Source organism: Geodermatophilus dictyosporus (assembly GCF_900115505.1).
Classification (GTDB): Bacteria; Actinomycetota; Actinomycetes; order Mycobacteriales; family Geodermatophilaceae; genus Geodermatophilus; species Geodermatophilus dictyosporus.
Genome location: NZ_FOWQ01000015.1, coordinates 1 through 1,522, shown reverse-complemented (window position 1 = coordinate 1,522; position 1,522 = coordinate 1). Strand labels below are relative to the sequence as shown.

At 73.7% G+C, this 1,522-nt stretch carries 1 protein-coding gene and 1 pseudogene; both read left to right on the top strand.

The window, feature by feature from the left end; genetic code table 11:
• Nucleotides 1–237: pseudogene (locus BMZ33_RS22475) on the top strand (methyl-accepting chemotaxis protein); the annotation flags it as partial.
• Between the two features lie 29 nt (nt 238–266).
• The coding region (locus BMZ33_RS22470; RefSeq protein WP_091117124.1) for a methyl-accepting chemotaxis protein at nt 267–1,522 on the top strand (1,256 nt) is incomplete at its 3' end.

The following is a 1,522-nucleotide window of genomic DNA, read 5'->3' as shown; positions in this document are numbered from 1 at the left end:
GACCGGCAGACCACCATCGCCTCGGCGGTGGAGGAGCAGACGGCCACCACCAACGAGATGAGCCGCTCGGTGCAGGAGGCCGCCCACGGCTCCGGTCAGATCGCGGACAACATCTCCGGGGTGTCCACCGCCGCGGACTCCACCACCCAGGCGCTCACCCAGACGCGCACCGCCGTCGACGAGCTGGCCCGCATGGCCGCCGACCTGCGCACCACCGTCGCCCGCTTCACCTACTGACGCCCGTCCACCCCAGCTTGGAGACCCCCATGAGCCACACCCGCAGCGGCCGTACGGGCGGCTGGTTCTCCGACCGGCCGGTCGGCGTCAAGATCGGTGCCTCCGTCGTCGTCCTGGCACTCGTCGCGATCGCGATGACCGTCCTCGCCGTCAGCCGGCTGTCCGCCCTCGAGGCGGCCGCGGTCCGGATCAACGACAACGTCGTCCGGCTCGCCGACCTCGCGAACATCCAGCGCTCCTGGCAGGGCGACCGGTCCCGGTACAACGCCTACCCGATCGCCGACGCGCAGACCCGGGCCGCGCTGCTCGCCGACCTGGCCGAGCGGCGGGACACCATCGACGGGCAGCTCGACGCCTACGCCGCGGTGACCGTGAACCGGCAGGCGTTCGACGAGTTCCGCGCCACGGTCGAGGACTACTACGCCGTCGCCGACGAGCAGCTGGTGCCCGCTGCCGACGCCGGCGACCTGGCCACCGCCGCCGCGGTGGTCACCGGCCCGCTGCAGGACCGCTCCGACGTGCTCATGGACCAGTACAACGCCATGCAGGAGCGGCGGGTCGGCGCCGGCCAGACCGACACCGACGAGGCCGCCGCCATCCACGCCTCGGCGACCACCACCCTGTGGGTGGCCCTGGCCGCCGGGATCCTGGTCGCGGGCGCGCTCACCGTGACCGTCGTGCGCCGGCTGGTGAGCACCGTCCGCTCGGTGCAGCGGTCGGTCGAGGCCATGGCCGACGGCGACCTGACCGTCGTCCCGGAGGTGCGCGGGCAGGACGAGCTGGGCCGCATGGCCGCCGCGCTCGGCACGGCGCAGGACAACCTGCGCGGCGTCCTGCAGGCCGTCGCCGCGTCGGCCGACGCGGTGGCGGCGTCGTCGGAGGAGCTGTCGGCGTCCTCGGCGCAGATCTCGGCGTCGGCGGAGGAGACCTCGGCGCAGTCCGGGGTGGTGGCCGGTGCGGCGGAGGAGGTGTCCCGCAACGTGCAGACCGTGGCCGCCGGTGCCGAGCAGATGGGTGCCTCGATCCGGGAGATCGCCAGCAACGCCGCCGAGGCCTCCGCCGTGGCCGCCCGCGCTGTCACCGCCGCCGAGACCACCACCGCCACCGTCGCCAAGCTCGGTGAGTCCTCGGCGGAGATCGGCAACGTGGTCAAGGTGATCACCAGCATCGCGGAGCAGACGAACCTGCTGGCCCTCAACGCCACCATCGAGGCCGCCCGCGCCGGGGAGGCGGGCAAGGGCTTCGCGGTGGTCGCCAACGAGGTCAAGGAGCTGGCCCAGGAGAC